The organism is Klebsiella sp. 18074 (assembly GCF_902705905.1).
GTDB lineage: Bacteria > Pseudomonadota > Gammaproteobacteria > Enterobacterales > Enterobacteriaceae > Klebsiella > Klebsiella terrigena.
The window spans coordinates 66274-83866 of the sequence record NZ_CACSIS010000016.1 but is presented as its reverse complement, the minus strand read 5'-3'; the positions used below and the strand labels follow the sequence as shown (position 1 = coordinate 83866).

Annotated in this window: 15 protein-coding genes and 1 riboswitch; of the genes, 4 read left to right on the top strand and 11 right to left on the bottom strand. The window is 54.6% G+C overall.

All coding sequences use genetic code 11. The features are described from left to right. Positions 1–22: 22 nt before the first annotated feature. Positions 23–787 carry a DedA family protein gene (locus GVK32_RS16835; RefSeq protein ID WP_115193575.1) on the top strand — a complete coding sequence of 255 codons (765 nt, stop codon included), beginning with the start codon at positions 23–25 and terminating at the stop codon, positions 785–787. Here the strand turns inward: GVK32_RS16835 and thiQ are convergent. The 4 genes from thiQ to sgrR form a co-directional block, all read right to left on the bottom strand. Beyond that, positions 774–1475, bottom strand: a complete 702-nt coding sequence (gene thiQ / locus GVK32_RS16830) for a thiamine ABC transporter ATP-binding protein ThiQ (protein ID WP_159869729.1) — start codon at positions 1473–1475, stop codon at positions 774–776. The genes GVK32_RS16835 and thiQ overlap by 14 nt on opposite strands. Further along, the gene (thiP, locus tag GVK32_RS16825; protein ID WP_159869726.1) at positions 1459–3069 is read right to left on the bottom strand and encodes a thiamine/thiamine pyrophosphate ABC transporter permease ThiP; all 1611 of its coding nucleotides are present in this window, start codon (positions 3067–3069) and stop codon (positions 1459–1461) included. The genes thiQ and thiP overlap by 17 nt, the downstream gene beginning before the upstream one ends. After that, entirely contained in the window at positions 3045–4028 is a 984-nt protein-coding gene (gene thiB / locus GVK32_RS16820; RefSeq protein ID WP_159869723.1) for a thiamine ABC transporter substrate binding subunit, read from the bottom strand. Before thiB ends, thiP begins: the two co-directional genes overlap by 25 nt. Positions 4029–4062: 34 nt before the next feature. Beyond that, a riboswitch (TPP riboswitch) is annotated at positions 4063–4192 on the bottom strand. A 251-nt stretch (positions 4193–4443) separates the two neighbouring features. After that, positions 4444–6099, bottom strand: a complete 1656-nt coding sequence (gene sgrR / locus GVK32_RS16815) for an HTH-type transcriptional regulator SgrR (protein WP_159869720.1) — start codon at positions 6097–6099, stop codon at positions 4444–4446. Positions 6100–6186: 87 nt separating this feature from the next. Between sgrR and sgrT the strand changes: the two genes are divergently transcribed. Together sgrT and GVK32_RS16805 are read left to right on the top strand one after the other, a co-directional pair. Then, positions 6187–6339, top strand: a complete 153-nt coding sequence (gene sgrT, locus GVK32_RS16810; protein WP_159869716.1) for a glucose uptake inhibitor SgrT — start codon at positions 6187–6189, stop codon at positions 6337–6339. 186 nt (positions 6340–6525) lie between these two features. Further along, positions 6526–7710, top strand: coding sequence for a sugar efflux transporter (locus tag GVK32_RS16805; RefSeq protein WP_159869713.1), 1185 nt, complete (start codon positions 6526–6528; stop codon positions 7708–7710). 53 nt (positions 7711–7763) lie between these two features. On the opposite strand, the gene GVK32_RS16800 is transcribed toward GVK32_RS16805, so the two are convergent. Further along, complete coding sequence (locus GVK32_RS16800) at positions 7764–9074, bottom strand: MFS transporter (RefSeq protein WP_159869710.1); 1311 nt, start codon at positions 9072–9074, stop codon at positions 7764–7766. Positions 9075–9306: 232 nt separating this feature from the next. Between GVK32_RS16800 and GVK32_RS16795 the strand changes: the two genes are divergently transcribed. Next, positions 9307–10203 (top strand): LysR family transcriptional regulator, encoded by an 897-nt coding sequence (locus GVK32_RS16795; RefSeq protein WP_159869707.1) that lies wholly within the window; start codon positions 9307–9309, stop codon positions 10201–10203. Between the two features lie 36 nt (positions 10204–10239). Here GVK32_RS16795 and aroD read toward each other — a convergent pair whose 3' ends face one another. The 6 genes from aroD to leuC form a co-directional block, all read right to left on the bottom strand. Next, entirely contained in the window at positions 10240–10995 is a 756-nt protein-coding gene (aroD, locus tag GVK32_RS16790) for a type I 3-dehydroquinate dehydratase (protein WP_159869858.1), read from the bottom strand. A gap of 33 nt (positions 10996–11028) precedes the next feature. Further along, positions 11029–12243 carry an MFS transporter gene (locus GVK32_RS16785; protein WP_159869704.1) on the bottom strand — a complete coding sequence of 405 codons (1215 nt, stop codon included), beginning with the start codon at positions 12241–12243 and terminating at the stop codon, positions 11029–11031. 12 nt (positions 12244–12255) lie between these two features. Then, complete coding sequence (locus tag GVK32_RS16780; protein ID WP_110272577.1) at positions 12256–13119, bottom strand: shikimate dehydrogenase; 864 nt, start codon at positions 13117–13119, stop codon at positions 12256–12258. Between the two features lie 10 nt (positions 13120–13129). Then, the gene (locus GVK32_RS16775) at positions 13130–15163 is read right to left on the bottom strand and encodes an FAD-dependent oxidoreductase (protein WP_159869701.1); all 2034 of its coding nucleotides are present in this window, start codon (positions 15161–15163) and stop codon (positions 13130–13132) included. Positions 15164–15574: 411 nt separating this feature from the next. Beyond that, positions 15575–16180, bottom strand: coding sequence for a 3-isopropylmalate dehydratase small subunit (gene leuD / locus GVK32_RS16770; protein WP_159869698.1), 606 nt, complete (start codon positions 16178–16180; stop codon positions 15575–15577). Between the two features lie 10 nt (positions 16181–16190). After that, a complete protein-coding gene (gene leuC / locus GVK32_RS16765; protein ID WP_159869695.1) occupies positions 16191–17591 on the bottom strand; it encodes a 3-isopropylmalate dehydratase large subunit in 1401 nt (466 codons plus the stop codon). Positions 17592–17593 lie beyond the last annotated feature (2 nt).

Below are 17593 nucleotides of genomic sequence, written 5' to 3'. Positions count from 1 at the left end.
TCGTTTTTAAACCGGGCACACTATGCAAGCATTGCTGGAACATTTTATCACCCAATCCACGGTCTACTCTCTGATAGCCGTGATGCTGGTCGCCTTTCTTGAATCGCTGGCGCTGGTCGGGCTGATACTGCCGGGCACGGTGATGATGGCCGGGCTGGGCGCGCTGATCGGCAGCGGTGAGGTTAACTTCTGGCAGGCGTGGCTGGCGGGGATCGTCGGCTGTTTATTCGGCGACTGGATCTCATTCTGGCTCGGCTGGCGGTTTAAAAAACCGCTGCATCGCTGGTCGTTTATGAAGAAAAACAAAGCGCTGCTTGATAAGACCGAGCACGCGCTGCATCAGCACAGCATGGTCACGATCCTGATCGGGCGCTTCGTTGGGCCGACGCGGCCGCTGGTGCCGATGGTTGCCGGGATGCTCGACCTGCCGGTGGCGAAATTTATTCTGCCGAATATTATCGGCTGCCTGCTGTGGCCGCCGCTCTACTTTTTGCCGGGCATTCTTGCCGGCGCGGCTATTGATATCCCCGCCGATGAGAACAGCGCCAGCTTTAAGTGGCTGCTGCTGGGCGCCGCGCTGCTGGCGTGGCTGGCCGGCTGGCTCTGCTGGCGCCTGTGGCGTAGCGCGAAAACAAGCGACCGGTTGACCCGGCTGCTGCCGCGCGCGCGCCTGCTGTGGCTGTCGCCGCTGGCGCTGGTGCTGGCGGGTGTGGCGTTAACCCTGGTGGTTCGCCACCCGCTAATGCCGGTCTATCTCAATATTCTGCACCACGTTATCGCGCGCTGATCCCGAGCAGATGCGAGGCGCTGCTGTTGCCGCTTAAGAGCGCATCGGTGGCGCCATCCCAGGCGATGCGCCCGTCGGCCACCACCAGCGACCGTGGGGCGATGCGGGCGGCATCCTCCACGCTATGCGACACCATCAGCAGCGTCAAACTGCGGCGCTGGCAAACCTCCGCAACCAAAATCAGCATCTCCTGGCGCAGCGCCGGATCGAGCGCGGAAAACGGCTCATCCAGCAGCAGTACCGGCTGCTCGCGCACCAGACAGCGCGCCAGCGCCGCGCGCTGGCGCTGGCCGCCGGAGAGCTCGCCGGGAGGCCTCTCCAGCAGGGAATCGATGCCCATCTGTTCGGCAATGGCCAGCAGGTTGGCGTTTTGCCCGGCGCTCAGCTTAAGGCCAGGGTGCATGCCGAGGCCGATGTTCTGTCGAATGGTGAGATGGTTAAAGAGGTTATTTTCCTGAAACAGCATTGATACCGGGCGACGGGCGGGCGGCGTCGCGGTATGCGGCTCGCCGTCAATGACGATGCTGCCGCTCGCCGGTGGTAAAAAGCCGGCGATCAGGTTCAGCAGCGTGCTTTTCCCCGCCCCGCTGGGGCCGAGCACCGCAATGCGTTCGCCCCGCTGTACGGAAAGGGTGAAACGCATCGGCAGGTGTTGGTACAGCCAGGTTACATCATTCAGTTTTAACATCACGCCCCGGTAGCTTCTCAATCACGGTAAAGAGGACAAAGCACAGCGCCAGCAGCAGCAGGGCGGTTACGGCACCGTCCTGGCTACGATAGGCGCCAATCTGCTGATACAGATAGAACGGCAGGGTGCGGAAATCGTCGTTGCCGAACAGCGCCACCACGCCGAAATCACCGATAGACAGCACGCAGGCAAAGGCCAGCGCCTGGGCCAGCGGGCGCTTCAGGGCGCGCAGCTCAACGACCCTCAGGCGAGTAAAGCCGCTTATTCCCAGCGAGTTGCAGAGCATGCCGTAGCGCACGGCGACGTCGCGCATCGGGTTTTCCAGCACCTTCAGCGCATAGGGGATGGCCATCAGCGCATTGGTGAAGATAACGATACCGTCGGCGGAGTCGGGCAGGCCAACGCTATTATTGAGCAGTAAAAAGAAGCCGGTCGCGAGCACAATCCCCGGCATGGCGAGGATCAGCATCCCGCTGAGCTCCAGCGCCTGGCCGGCCAGCGGGCGGCTGCGGATACGCAGCTCGCGGCTGCTCCACAGCAGCATCATCGTTAGAATAACGCTGAGTATGCCGGCGGCCAGCGCGATGCGCAGGGAGGTCGACAGGGCTTGCCATAGCTCAGGCTGGGCCAGCACCCGCGGCAGGTTATTATTCAGGCCATCAATGATGACCGCCAGCAGCGGCGGCAGCAGCAGCAGCAGCGCGACGGCAATCAGCACGAAGTCGGTGAGACGGCTGTGCAGGCGGTCGTCGGGGTCGCGCCAGCCGCGAACGAGGGTCACGCCGATCGCCACGGCCTTGCTCAGGCGCTGGCTGAGCAGCACCAGCCCGAGGCAGCAGCTCATCTGGATCAGCGCCAGCATCGCCGCACGGGCCGGGTCGTAATCAAAGCTCAGCGCCTGGTAGATCGCCAGCTCGATGGTGGTGGCCCGCGGGCCGCCGCCAAGAGAGAGGACGGTCGCGAAGCTGGCGAAGCAGAGCATAAAGATCAGCGCCGCCACCGGAGGAATTTGCCGCCGCAGCCACGGCCACTCCACGAAGCGGAAAAAGTGAAAGCCGCGCATGCCAAGCTGGGCCGCAATTTGCCGCTGTTCGCCGGGGATATGCTCCAGCGCCTGCAGTAGCAGGCGGGTCGCCATCGGCATATTGAAGAAGACGTGCGCCAGCAGGATCCCCTGCAGCCCGTAGGGTGAAAAATCCCACTGCCATCCCAGCGCGTTAAATACCGCCGCCAGCCAGCCCTGGCGTCCGTAAACGCTCAGGATGCCAAATACCGCCACCAGCACCGGCAGGATGAGCGTCATCGCGCACAGGCGCAGCAGCAGCGTGCGGCCGGGAAAGCGGCGCCGGTAAAGGGCGCGGGCAAGAAAAATGGCTGGCACCACCGAGAGCAGCGCCGAAAGAAACGCCTGCCAGAAGGAGAAGCGAACGACGTGCCAGAGATAGCTGTCGCGAACGATAGTCATCCAGGCCGCCTCCGGCGCGCTGCTCCAGAGCGCCAGAAAAGCGGCCAGCGCCACCACGACCAGCACGGTGGCGGCCGTCAGGCCCGGCAGCAGCCAGCCGATGGTTAGCGGCTGACGGCGCGTTGCCATGCGTTAATCCAGTTCTGCCGTTCGCCAGCGACCTGCTGCGGAGTGAACTCCAGGGTGGTCTGCGGTTTGATCAGCGTGTCAAAGCCGGCAGGGAGCGTCACCTGGGTGACAGGGTACATCCAGTTGCCCGCCGGAATCGCATTCTGGAACCCCGGAGAGACCATAAACTTAAGGAACTTCTCCGCCAGCTCCGGCTGCTTGCTGGCCGCGGTGCGGGCCGCTACTTCGACCTGCAGGTAGTGGCCTTCGCTGAAGCCGGCCGCCGCGTAGTTATCTTTTTTCTCTTCGATGATGTGATAGGCCGGAGAGGTGGTATAGCTCAGTACCAGATCGCTTTCCCCCTTCAGGAACAGGCCGTAGGCCTCGCTCCAGCCTTTGGTGACGGTGACGGTTTTCGCCGCCAGCTTCTCCCACGCCTGCGGGGATTTATCGCCGTACACCTTCTGCATCCACAGCAGCAGGCCGAGGCCCGGCGTGCTGGTGCGCGGATCTTCGTAGATCACCCGCCATTTCTGGTCGCTCTCAACCAGCTCCTTCAGGCTTTTGGGCGGATTTTTGAGCTTGTTTTTATCGTAGACGAAGGCGAAATAGCCGTAATCAAAGGGGACGAAGGTATCGTTGTTCCAGCCACCGGGAACCGTGATCGCGTCGGTCGGCACGTTGCTTTTGGCGAACAGCTTGCTTTGCGCCGCCGCTTCCAGCAGGTTGTTGTCCAGTCCGAGCACCACGTCGGCTTTGCTGTTTTTGCCTTCCATGCGCAGGCGATTCAGCAGCGAAACGCCGTCTTCCAGCGCTACGAACTTCAGCTCGCAGCCGCAGTCGGCTTCAAATGCCTTTTTGACGGCCGGACCCGGGCCCCAGTCCGCGGAAAAGGAGTCGTAGGTATAGACGGTGAGAACGGGTTTAGCCAACGCGGGAGCGGCGACCAGCACCAGCAGCGGGAGTAATTTTTTCAACACTTTGCACCTCACAAAAAGGGGGGTGGCAAAGGATTTTGAGTGAGCCTCAAATCCCTTCGCCGGCGTTATCCGGATCAGGTTCGACGGGTATTTTCTCAGCCTATACACTTCATCCTTCGCGCTGCCTCTGCGTTAGCGTCGCGTGTTCACCCCAGTCACATAGTTTTCTATGCTCCCGGGGATTCACCCGCTTGCTGCCTTGATGCAACCCGAATGATTTTGTGTATACACACTTCATCGAGCGCGCTGCCTCTGCGTTAGCGTCGCGTGTTCACCCCAGTCACATAGTTTTCTATGCTCCCGGGGATTCACCCGCTTGCTGCTTTGAGGTAGTCCGAACGATCGCGTGTATGTTTAATAGCACCCCGTTGAGAACGGCGAATAGTGTAATGATTTTGTTAGTTGACTGAAAGCATTACGGCTCCGGCGGGGCGAACCATGCGGATTTGAAATCAAACCAGCCGAGGGTGTTCATCCTCACGCCGCGCATGCTGCGCTGGCCCTGGATCATCAGCCAGTGGTGGATCAACGGGACGATCGTTTGGTTGGCCAGCAGCTGCTGGCTCCAGGTCGCAGGGTTTAACTCGCCCGCATGCCAACGGCCGGCGTCCTCCTCCCAGTCAATCGGGATGCAGTGGCGAATGAGCGGAACTTCATACAGCCAGGCGAAGAGGGAGAAGTCGATCGGCAGGGTAAAGTTGGCGCTGTTTAGCCAGATGTCGCTGACCACCTCGCCGCGGTGCCACTCCGCATATTCCAGCTCGCGAATCTCCAGCCTGACCTGATGCTCGGCTAACAGCGTCGCCATAATGCCGCCGATCGCGCGATGCTCAATGTGGTCCTGATAATAGGTCAGCGTCACCGACTCGAGGCCCGCGGGCTTCTCGCAGGCGTGGCTGCGCGCATGGTGCCAGCGCGGCAGCAGGCCGTAGGCCGGGAACCAGTTGCCCTGGTAATGTTCGCCCCCGTGGTAGAGCAGGTTCGCCGGCTGGAACAGGTAGCTCAGCCACTGGCGGACGGCGGCATTGGCGCCAAGCGGGCTGCGGGAATCAAACAGCAGGTAGTAGCAGCCCTCTTCCAGGCGGCTTTCGACGGCTTTCTCGCTCTGGGTGGTGCCCTGCAGGGTTAAGCCGCCGTTCGACTCTTCGCCAATCTCCGGAAGCACCCAGACGTTGACCTCGTCAATTAATGCCCGATAGCCGAAGTAGTCGTCGAAGGCGTGGATCTTAAGCTGGTTTTGGTTATTGCGCGCGACGGCATAGGGGCCGGTGCCGATCGGCATCGAGGCGTAGTTTTCCATCGACTGCCATTCGCGCGGCAGTATCACCGCCGAAACCTGGCCCAGCAGCCACGGTAGCCAGCGATCCGGCTGCGTCAGATGGATATCCAGCGTCCAGGCGGTCGGCGAGACGATGCGCTCAATATGGGCGTACAGCGGCAGGGCGTTGCTGCGCTGCAAAGAGGCGATCACGTCCTCCATTTCCAGCTCGCGCCCGTGGTGAAAGTGGATGCCGGGACGCAAAAAGAAGCGCCAGTGTGTGGCCGATAGCTGCTGCCAGTGATGGGCAATATCGGCTTCCAGTTCCCCGTTTTCCTCATTTACCCGCGTCAGGGCGCTGAAGATTTGCCGGGCGATATGGTTTTCCGAACGGCGCAGCGCGCTGCCGGGGAGCAGATTTTTCATTGGTCGGTAGTAGAGCACGCGCAGAATATGCCGCCCCTGGCGAAAGCTCCGTCCGAGGTGGGAGACCAGCATCTGGCGCACGGCGGCCTTATCGCCGACCAGCTGCACCAGCTGATCGATGCGATCCTGCTCCAGCAGATCTTCCGCCCGCTGCTGCTGCAGCGCCAGGCCGGTGTAGAGGAAAGCCAGCTTCGAGCGCTTTCCGCGTCCCGCTTCCGCCTCCCAGGTTAGCCAGCCGCGCTCTTCCATCATGTTTAGCAGGGTTCGCATATGGCGGCGCGAGCAGCTTAGCATCTCAGCCAGCTCGTTGAGCGTCGTCTCCTGCGACTTCCCTTCGCAGCATTGCCACAGGCGGATGAACTGTTGTTGCAGACGGGCAGAAGACATAAAAGGGGAACTCCTGATGAAAACTCAGCAATTTATTAATCCTCATATTAGGTCAATAATAGATTTCGATGAAGCGAGGAGATGAATATGACGAGGTCAACCGCTAAACAGTTCAACCAACGCTACTTTTCTGCGACGCAGGATGCGTCATGGCTAGCCCGCCTGATGGCAGGACGACAGCAGGAAATACTCGGCGAGCTGATGCAGTGGGGAGTTACGTCGCCGACCTCCGATCGTTAACTTGCGCAATCATGTGTGACTGAGTATTGGTGCGTACCTGTCCGCTTTCGCGTTCCCGGCATTAGCATGGCCCACTTGTAGCGGCCGCCGGCCTGTAACCTGAAGCAGATAGAGTATAAAATCACCCGCCAGCAGATGACTTCTGCTGGCTTTTTTCGTTTTCTTCGCGTGGTTTAAGGACATGACATGCTGTGGTTAATGACGATGGGGCGACGTCTTAACGGCGTTTACGCCGCTTTTATGCTGGTCGCTTTCATGATGGGAATCGCTGGTGCGCTGCAGGCGCCAACGCTCAGTTTATTTCTTAGCCGCGAAGTGGGCGCACAGCCTTTCTGGGTGGGGCTTTTCTATACGGTTAACGCGATTGCCGGGATCGCGGTCAGCCTGGCGCTGGCGAAGCGCTCCGATAGCCAGGGCGATCGCCGCCGGCTGATTATGTTCTGCTGCCTGATGGCGGTAGGCAATGCGCTGCTGTTTGCTTTTAATCGCCATTATCTGACGCTGATTACCTGCGGGGTGATGCTGGCATCCATCGCCAATGCCGCGATGCCGCAGCTGTTCGCCCTGGCGCGGGAGTATGCCGACAGTTCGGCGCGGGAAGTGGTGATGTTCAGTTCGATCATGCGCGCCCAGCTGTCGCTGGCGTGGGTTATCGGCCCGCCGCTGGCTTTTATGTTGGCGCTGAATTACGGCTTTACCACCATGTTTACGATAGCGGCGGGCATTTTTGTCGTCAGCCTGGTGCTGATTGCCTTCAAGCTGCCGTCGGTTGCCCGTGTTGAGCAGCCTTCGGAAGGTGCGGAAGTGCTACAGCAGGCTGGGGGGTGGCATGATAAAAACGTACGTATGCTGTTTATCGCCTCGACGCTGATGTGGACCTGCAACACGATGTATATCATTGATATGCCATTGTGGATCAGCAGCGATCTGGGTCTGCCGGATAGTCTTGCGGGGATTCTGATGGGGACCGCCGCCGGGCTGGAAATTCCGGCAATGATTTTGGCGGGCTACTACGTTAAACGCTGGGGCAAGCGTCGCATGATGGTCGCCGCCGTGGCCGCCGGGGTGCTGTTCTACGCCGGGCTGATCCTGTTCCACGACCGTACGGCGCTGCTGGCGCTGCAGCTGTTTAACGCGATTTTTATCGGTATTGTCGCCGGGATCGGCATGCTGTGGTTCCAGGACCTGATGCCGGGACGCGCGGGAGCGGCCACCACGCTGTTTACCAACAGTATTTCCACCGGCGTGATCCTGGCCGGCGTGCTGCAGGGGGCGCTGTCGCAGAGCTACGGCCACGCCAGCGTTTACTGGGCGATCGCGGCGATTTCGCTGGTGACGCTGTTTATGACCTGTAAAGTTAAGGATATCTAATTACTTAGCTACCCCGGCAGGTGATGCCAGCCGGGGTAGTTTCACGCAACTTGCTATTTCAATACAATCCGTTTGATATCGCCAATAATAAAAATATACGCGATAACGCCAATAAGTGCCGTCAAGCCAATATAAATGAGCGCGTAGAAGAAATTACCGGTCATCGATATAATGACGCCAATAATCAATGGGGTAATGATCGACGCCATATTTGCGCAGAAGTTGAAGATCCCACCGGTAAGCCCAGCCATATTTTTAGGGGCAATATCTGAAATTAGCGTCCAGCCCAGTCCAACCATCCCCTGACCAAAGAAGGCTATCGACATAATAATAATGACCGCAGTGTTACTCTCAACCCAGTTAGCCGCGATGATACAGCTGGAAAGCAACAGCCCTGAAATAATGGGTAATTTTCGGCTAATATTTACAGACTTTGTTTTTCTTAATATTTTGTCGGAGACCCAACCACCGAAAAGAATGCCAACAGCCGCTGCCATAAATGGCCAGGAGGCGAAGAAACCAACGTGAAGCCATGGCAAATGGCGCTCATTGGCCAGATAGGTGGGAAACCAGGTCAGGAAGAAAACCAGCGTAGTATTACCTGCAAACTGCCCGAGGCTGGCGCCAATGATTTGCCTGCAGCACAATAAACGTTTTGCATCGGGCCAGTTGAAAGGGACATTTTCATTCGCTTTCTCGGTATTTTCTAAACCGATATATTCCAGTTCGGCTTTATTAGCAGTTTTAGATTCATGCGGCTCATGATAAAACTTCCACCATACAAAAGTGAAGGCAATACCTAATCCACCAGTAATAAAAAATAACGTTCTCCAGCCATGATGCTCAAGAATAATAAATAGTAACGGAGAGAATGCTGCCAGGCCAATATATTCTCCGACGGTGTAAGTTGCCGTTGCGCGCGCGCGTTCATGTTGGGGAAACCATTTACTTACGACCCTACTGTTGACTGGGAAGCAGGGTGCTTCACTGATTCCCAAACCTAAGCGCAGTAGCAACAAGGATTTTAAACCGACAGAAAAGCTTTGTAATAGAGTGAAAGTTGACCAGAAAAAAATTGAAAGTGCGTAGGTTAATTTGTTACCAAAGCGATCTAAAAACATGCCGCCAGGGATTTGTGCCAGCGCATAGGTCCAGGCAAAAGCAGAAAAGACGATGCCCATCATGGCCGGATCGATATGTATTTCGCTTGTTAACTTAGGGGCAACAATACCAAGGATAGTACGATCAAGATAATTTATCATCGTACCGATAGAGAGTAACATTAAAATTACAATTCGCGTTTTGGTTCGCTTCTGTGTGGCCGGTGGCGAGATAGGCCTTTCCTGAACATCGATTGTCCTCATTGAGAATTCCTTTAAAGTTTAAAATATTTTTGCATATATTGACACATGCAAAAATATTTTACTGAACCATTGATTTATTCTATGATATTGCAATCCTTTGTTACGTAATGAATAAAATAACAAAACAATATTTGATGCGACGCCGATATTTGCCCTTTGCGACTCATCATAGATGGCTTGCATGGTATATTAGGTGCATTGGTTTTATTCTTATATTATACGAGAAAAAATAATGAACCTAAAGCAACTTTATTATTTTAAGCGACTGGCAGAAACCGAGCATTACACCGAGGCGGCCTCCAGCCTTTTCATCACCCAGCCCTCCTTAAGCCATGCCATATCAGAGCTGGAGAAAGAGCTGGGAGTGGCACTATTTGCCAGAAAAGGGCGAAATGTCAAGATCACTCAGAATGGTAAACGCTTTCTGCCCTATGTGGAAGATGCGCTAGCCTCTCTGGAAAATGGTCGTATGACGCTGCAAAAAAATAGTGCGGAGAACAAAGAGAATATTCGTATTGCTTTTATTTATACAATGGGTGAGTTTGTTGTTCCGCAGTTAATTAATAAGTACTCACTCTCACCATCTTGTCACAATGTGACGTTTTCTTTTACTCAGGGCACGTCGCTAACGCTGCTGCAGGAACTGAAGGCCGGAAAGACTGATTTAGCGATTTGCTCTTATATTGCTGATGAGCCAGATATTGATTTTATTCCTATAATTCAGCAAGAACTGGTTGTAGTGACGGCGAAAGATCATCCTCTTGCCAGGCTATATGATGATGAAGTCGATCTCGTGGAGACGATTCATTATCCCTATGTCTATTTTTCAGAAAATAGCGGTCTGCGGCATTTTATTGATAACGTATTTATGCAGCAAAAATTAGTGCCGGACATTGCTTGCTACGTTGACGAGGATACGGCGATGGCGGGGCTGGTGAGTATTGATTATGGTATTGCGATTATGCCGCGAATTTCCGCACTCTCGTACTACAACGTGCATATCCTGACGATCAAAAATGCGATTCCTCCACGCTATATCTATCTGGCAACGATGAAAGAGCGGGTAATTTCCCCTGCAATTCAGTCGTTTAGGGATATCATTATTAATGACAGCCAAAAAATGATTTAAGCAGATGCCCGGAGGAAACCTGCGGGCACCGTTTTATCAGGAAAGAATATCCATCAGCTCACGCAGCTGAGTAATGGCGATTTGTCCCGGTGCTGACGCCTGACCCACGGTACCGAAGGTCATTGCTGAACCGAACAAACGACCCGTTACCCGGCTAACCCCGCCGGATTTACCCATCGACATGGTAATTAATGGGCGGGTTGCATATTTTTCTTTCATCGCCAGGGTTGCAGACAGCAGGGTTAATACATCCTGTGGCGACTGCGGCATGACGGCGATCTTCGGTAAATCGGCACCCAGGTCCTGCATACGACGTAGGCGGTAGATAATATCTTCCTGAGCCGGAGTTTTATGGAAATCATGATTACTCATGATGACTTTTACACCAGCCGCATGGGCATCGTTCACCAGTGAACGAATCTGTGCTTCATCATTGAATAGCTCGACATCAATGACGTCAGCGAGCCCGCTAACCGCCGCCTGGCGATTCAGTTCAAAATAAGCTTCATCGCTAATTTCCGTTTCGCCGCCCTCTTTTTTACTGCGGAAGGTGAACAGAAGCGGAATGTCTTTCAGCAACTGACGAATTTCGCCCAGCGCCAACAGTACCTGCTTAATTTCTCTAACCTGCGTGAAGTGATCAACACGCCATTCGATAATATCGGCTCCGGCAGTAGCCAGGGCGCGAGCATTGACTTGCAGTTCGTCAATGGTTTTACCAATCAGCGGAACGCAAATCAGGGTTTCCCCTTCCTGGAAGGTGACGTTTTTTACTGTTACTGCTTTAGTCATGTTGGTATCCATTATTCTTTTTGTCATTGACCATCAGGCGGTTGCTGCAACATAAGATGTTTTTGCAGCGGCGCGAGCCTGAAACTGACGATAACCGATGTACAGAGCGATCACAAAGCCGACGATAGCGATCAGGAGATCAAACCACATAATGCTGGCGATACCAATCTTCGACAGTTTTGCTGTGATGAGCGGAATCGTAAAGCTTGCCAGACTCCCTGCGGTATAAAAGATCCCGGTGGCTTTGCCTTTTCCGTTAGGAAAGCTCATCGCCATAATGGTCGCGCCTATCTGCAGAACACCCCCTGCGGCAGCAAAGCCGATGATAAAGGCAAATCCAGTGACCACCATTGGCGTGGGAAACAAGCAGACGATCAGCAGTGAAATCATCGACAGGAAGGTATAGATGATCATGGCGATGGCCGAACTGAACACCTCTTTGACAAAGGCCGCGGTGACAAATACGCAAATCAGAGAACCCGCGGTATAGACGCTCAGCAGTTTAATGGCTGACTCATGCGGGATCCCTGCAACGAACTCGCCGTACTGCGCTAACCATTGGCTAACCAGATAGAAAGTCGCCATCCCGATATAGCCGTACAGGGTAAATATCACCATATCCAGCTTGCCGGAATTAGTTTGCGGAGCAGCTGTAGCAGCCTGCGACTTTTCAACAGTTTCCTTTTTCGCCCTATGATCCGGGAAAGGCATTCTTATCAGATAGATGGCGCTCAGAACCATCAATACTGCAGCGATGATAAACGACCAGCCATACCACATATTCGCCCATATCAGCGCGCCGATAATGAACGGCAGCAGGAACTGTCCGGCAGAGATGAAGGCTTTGATCAGCACGTTCGCGCGGCTGGCGGAGTTAGGGAAAGACTCCATCAACGCCGGATAGGTTCCGGAATCGAGGAAGCTGTTTGCCAAACCGGCCATAATGCCGAAGAAGTAGGCCATATAAATGTTTTTCGTCAGTAAAATACCGAGGAAAAACACCAGATAGCTGGCTATCCCGAGATAGATAAAGGGTTTGCGTCCAAAGCGATCGGACAGGAATCCTGTCACGATCGTGGCGAGTTTACCAATACCCAGCGACGATATGACGATGGAGACACCAGCAGCGTCGGTTCCCCATTGCGTCTGTAAATTCGCCATATTGAGGGTAATTAATAACACCCCCATGCCATGGATCAGATAGTTAAGGTATAGCCCCGCTGCCGTTGGGACATATTTATTTTTCATCGCGCCCCATCCTTAAAAAAGGATACTTTTGACGTGTTCAACCGGCATTTCTTTGCCCGTCCAGATTTCAAAAGCACGCGCACCTTGCCAGAGCATCATGCCCAGACCGTTGATGGTGCGGCAGCCTTTTTTCTCAGCCACTTCCAGCAGATACGTTTTGCGCGGGTTATAAACCACGTCAGAAACGATCAGATCCGGACGCAGGAAGCTGTCGTCAGGCAGCAGCATCTGGCCTTCAAACGGTTTCATGCCAACGCCGGTCGCGTTAGTAAGAATGACGCTGCTGTCGATCTCGGCGCGCAGTTTGTCATGATCGTCCAGGTCGAACAGATGGATCGCACAGTTGGTGTTATTACGGATCTTGGCGACGGTTTGTTCTGCGTTGGCGAAGAATTTATCTTTACGGTTGAAGATGGAGATCTCTTTAACGCCATCCAGCGCTGCCTGTACGCACAGTGCGGTTGCTGCGCCGCCTGCGCCCAGAACGGTCATTTTTTTGCCGATGATGTCGATACCTGCTTCAGACAGCGCGCGCATATAGCCGGTGCCATCGGTGATGTGACCAGTCAATACACCGTTGTCGTTTACCACGGTATTCACCGCGCCAACCAGTTCTGCTGCCGGGGAGAGTTTATCCAGATACTGACAAATCTCGGTTTTGTTCGGCATAGAGACGTTGCAGCCGCGCAGTTTTAGCGCCCGAAAGCCCTGTACGACATCTTTCAGCTCCTCATTACCAACTTCAAAAGCCAGGTAAACATAGTCCAGTCCCAGTTTGGCAAAGGCTTCGTTATGCATTGTCGGTGACATGCTGTGGCGAATCGGAGTTGCAATCAGGCCAATCAGCTCAGTGTGTCCAGTAATACGTTCTGCCATGATAAAATCCTCAATATGTTAGAAATGGAATTTTTGTAGATTCGCGGTTACCCAGAGCACCCATATCTTCCAGGGTGTCCAGCACGTTGCGCCCCTCGCGCACGCCATCAATGATTCGCCGGGCCATCAGGCTGTCGCCGATGTTCATTATTTTTACGTTATTGGCTCTGGCCCATTGTTCAATCTCATTGAGACCGGTGGTATTGGCGCGCATTCCCAGGCAGACGAAGCCGTAATCAAAGGGAATGTCAAAGGTGCTATCCGCGTTTTTAACTGTGAAGTGCGTTGGGGTAACGGCAACCAACTGCGTTTGCATGTGCTGTTCCACGTGATGTTCATCAAGCATGGTCAACATGGCATTTTTAGTAATGATGTCCAGGTCGCGGCCCGCTGACTCCTGCATTTCGATAAGTACTGCGCTGGCACCGCGTGCGGAGAAATACTCGATGACGTCCAGACCGACGGCACCTGCGCCGACGACGGCAATGCGTTTACCTTTCGCATCGGCAAACTGGTCCAGATGATGAATCATATTGGTAATCGAAAAGACGCTGCCGCCTTCGACATCAATGTTCTCGCGCAGCCCTTCAATTGGAGGCAGCAGGGGAACTGAACCGGTTGCGTTGACGATTAAATCGGGGCGCAGGGCGGAAACCGATTCAACAGTGGCGCGTTTGCCGACCTTCAGCATCAGGTTATCCAGCGAGGCGATACGGTTTTTCATAAACTGCGGGAAATCGGCAATACGCTTTTTCTCTGGTAACAGAGAGATCTCGCTGGCCAGCCCGCCGATGCTGTGTTTTTCCTCCAGCAGCCAGGTATGGCAGCCAACTTCGGCCGCGGTACAGGCCGCTTCCATACCCGCCGTACCCGCGCCGATGACCACCACGTTGGTGTCGCGGTTCACACGCTGCTGTTTGTAGGCGTCGCCGTGGATAATATCCGGGTTGATAGAGCAACGCAGCGGGCGAGAACGGGCGATGCGGTGATCCGCGCAGCCAATGTTGCAGGAGATGCATTTGCGCATCAGGCGCTCGTTACCGCTCTGAACTTTTTGTACCCATTCTGGCTCGGCGATAAGCCCGCGGCCAATTGCAATCAGGTCGGCATCGCCGCTGGCGATAATATCTTCGGCGACTTTTGGTGAACGAATGTTGCCTGCAATAACCGTTGGTTTGTGGAATTTGTCGCGGACCGCGCGGGAGAGATAACGCTTCCAGCCATCCTCCAGAGACATCTGGTCAATCTGGAAATTCAGGTTGTCGTTTTGCGCTGCGGAGACGTTGATAATATCCACTTTTTCCTGGCACAGTTCGAGGATGCGCAGCGAATCTTCGAGCGTATTTCCGCCTTCTAAGAAATCATCAGCGCTAATACGTAAGCTCACCGGAAAACGTGGCCCTACGCAGGCGCGCACTTTATCAACAATTAAGGTTAATATTCTGGCGCGATTTTCTATACTGCCGCCAAATTCATCGGTGCGTTTATTAAACAGCGGCGATAAAAACTGGCTAATTAAATAAGAGTGACCAGCATGAATTTCCACACAGTCAAAACCTGCCCGGCGTACGCGCTCTGCGGCATCGCCAAATTTACTCACGGCGTGATAAATTTCATCACGTGTCATCGGGCGCGGAATATTGCCATTCTTTTTCGATGGTGTGCTGGAAGAGGAAAGCGGCATTTCACCATTCAGACGATAAGCATAAGCTGAAGCGCCGGCATGGTTTAATTGGATACCGACGCAGGCACCGTGTTTATGCAGGATTTCGGTTAATTTGAACAGTCGCGGAATATATTGATCGTTATCGATACGCAGCTGCGTTGTGCCATTAGAAGCGAAAGGAAAATCGATACAAATATTTTCGATAGTGATGAGTCCGGTGCCGCCACGCGCGCGTAACTCATAGTATTCAATCTGTTCCTGAGTGACTTCACCGTTCAGGCTGGCCAGGTTAGTCCCCATTGGCGGCATGATGATACGGTTTTTTATGGTCATCCCGTTAATGGTCAACGGGGAAAAAAGATGGGGGTAGTGGCTCATATGCTCTCTCCACTGGATGCCTGATGGCCGCTGTACGGCGATCCTGGCCTGTCCAAAGTTAATATTTCTCTATAGGGAAAGATAACGAGGCACCAAATGGAAAAATAATGCTTTTTTTTGCGTGGAGCTATAGTGTTCTTCTATGAAATTAACGTTTTAGTTACATGTTTGTATTCTTATCTTAAATATCTCAAGCGATTTTTTACTTGTACTTGTGAATTGACACAATAAAAGGAGGGGAGTGATTGAATAAATTCCCAATTGATAAATATTTATTTTTCCTGGCTTTAAATATTTCTATATATCAGGCTGAACAATATCGATATATGTGCGTCAGATCTCATTTTTCTGCTGAGGAAAACAAAAAGGCCCGGCGCAAAGACCGGGCTGAGAGATGAACTGCGCGTGGTTTTAATTCATAAAGGCGGGTTGTTTATTCTCGTAGGTAGAGATTGCATCTTCATGCTGCAGAGTCAAGCCGATGCTGTCCAGGCCATTGAGCATGCAGTGACGGCGGAAAGCATCAATTTTAAAGCTGTACGACTTGTCGCCTGCTTTAACTACTTCAGCTTGCAGATCAACTTCAAATTTAATGCCTGGCTGCGCCTGCACCAGCTTAAACATCTCGTCGACCTGCTCGTCGCTCAGGGTCACCGGCAGCAGCTGGTTGTTGAAGCTGTTGCCGTAGAAGATGTCGGCGAAGCTTGGCGCGATCACTACCTTAAAGCCGTAGTCGGTCAAAGCCCAGGGAGCGTGTTCGCGCGATGAGCCGCAGCCAAAGTTCTCCCGCGCCAGCAGAATAGAGGCGCCCTTGTATTCCGGGAAGTTGAGAATGAACTCCGGATTCGGCTGCTGCCCCTGGTCATCGAGGAAGCGCCAGTCGTTGAACAGATGCGCGCCAAAACCGGTGCGGGTCACTTTCTGCAGGAACTGCTTGGGAATGATCGCATCGGTATCGACGTTTGCGGCATCCAGCGGAACCACCAGGCCAGTATGTTGGGTAAATTTCTCTGCCATGATGGTTTCCTTATTTAATGTCGCGAATGTCGGCGAAATGGCCGCTGACGGCCGCCGCTGCGGCCATGGCCGGGCTGACTAAGTGGGTGCGTCCGCCGCGGCCCTGACGGCCTTCAAAGTTACGGTTGCTGGTGGATGCGCAGCGCTCGCCGGGGTTCAGGCGGTCGTTGTTCATCGCCAGGCACATGGAGCAGCCCGGCAGACGCCATTCAAAGCCGGCTTCGATAAAGATCTTATCCAGGCCTTCCGCTTCCGCCTGCGCCTTCACCGGGCCAGAGCCTGGGACAACCAGCGCCTGCACGCCCGGCGCGACTTTACGCCCTTTGGCAATTTCGGCCGCCGCGCGTAAGTCTTCAATGCGCGAGTTGGTACAGGAGCCGATAAAGACTTTATCAATCGCGACGTCGGTCAGCGGGATGCCCGGCTTCAGGCCCATATAGGCCAGCGCTTTTTCCGCGCTTGCGCGCTCTACCGGATCGGCGAAAGAAGCCGGGTCGGGGATCAGGTCGGTGACGGAGATAACCTGGCCCGGGTTGGTTCCCCAGGTCACCTGCGGAGCAATCTCTGCGGCCTGTAAGGTGACGACGGTGTCAAAGGTAGCGTCGGCGTCGGTGGTCAGGGTTTCCCAGTAGGCGACCGCATCGCTAAAGTCCTGACCTTTAGGCGCGTGCAGACGGCCCTTCACGTAATCAAAGGTGGTCGCGTCCGGCGCCACCAGGCCCGCTTTCGCGCCCATCTCGATGGCCATATTGCACAGGGTCATGCGACCTTCCATGCTCAGGTTGCGAATGGCTTCGCCGCAGAATTCAACCACGTGGCCGGTACCGCCGGCGCTGCCGGTTTTGCCGATGATCGCCAGCACGATATCCTTCGCGGTGATCCCCGGCGCCGCCTGACCCTGAACTTCAATCTTCATCGTTTTGGCGCGGCCCTGCTTCAGGGTTTGGGTGGCCAGCACGTGCTCAACTTCGGAGGTCCCGATGCCGAAAGCCAGCGCGCCGAACGCGCCGTGGGTCGCGGTATGGGAGTCGCCGCAGACGATGGTCATCCCCGGCAGGGTTACGCCCTGCTCGGGGCCCATGACGTGAACGATCCCCTGATACGGGTGGTTCAGGTCATACAGCTCAACGCCGAATTCGTTACAGTTCTTAATCAGCTCCTGCATCTGGATACGCGCCATTTCGCCGGACGCGTTGATGTCTTTGGTCTGAGTCGAAACGTTATGATCCATGGTGGCGAAGGTTTTTCCCGGCTGGCGCACCTGGCGGTTGTGCGCCCGCAGGCCGTCAAACGCCTGCGGGGAGGTTACTTCGTGTACCAGATGACGGTCGATGTACAGCAGCGGGGTTTCGTTTTGCGCTTCATAAACCACGTGAGCATCAAACAATTTTTCATACAACGTCTTAGCCATGA